This window comes from Paraburkholderia sp. JHI2823 (assembly GCF_038900695.1).
Lineage (GTDB): Bacteria > Pseudomonadota > Gammaproteobacteria > Burkholderiales > Burkholderiaceae > Paraburkholderia > Paraburkholderia mimosarum.
This window is the reverse complement of the sequence record NZ_JAYMRY010000323.1, coordinates 1-407: the sequence shown is the minus strand read 5'-3', so window position 1 is coordinate 407 and position 407 is coordinate 1. Positions and strand designations below refer to the sequence as shown.

The window sequence follows — 407 nt, the reverse complement described above, 5'->3', positions numbered from 1 at the left end:
GTATTGAAAGAACAACATGAAACGCGGGTCACATTAGAAGAAAAACAAGAGAGTGCAGAAAAAGAGCCAACATCCATCGTAGTAGAGGTCAAAGGAGCTGTACGGAAGCCGGGCGTTTATGCATTTATGGCTGAGGACAGAGTTGAAGAAGCGATTAAAAGAGCAGGTGGTTTTACGAGTAAGGCAGATACAGTTGACATCAATCAAGCAGCAAAATTAGAGGACAGTATGATGATTTATGTACGAAAGAAGGGGGAAGGTGACAAGCAGGGACAAACAGCAGCGGCTAATACGCCGCCGGGAAATGAACAGAGTCAAGGGGTGAATGTCAATCAAGCTGATGCAGCGGAATTGCAGACCATTAACGGAATAGGCCCAGCCAAAGCGGAAGCCATCATTGCGTATAG

At 45.9% G+C, this 407-nt stretch carries 1 protein-coding gene; it reads left to right on the top strand.

Features of this window, described 5'->3' with window-relative positions; all coding sequences use genetic code 11:
• On the top strand, positions 1-407 hold a 407-nt coding region (locus VSR34_RS38835; RefSeq protein ID WP_342965291.1), incomplete at both ends, for a helix-hairpin-helix domain-containing protein.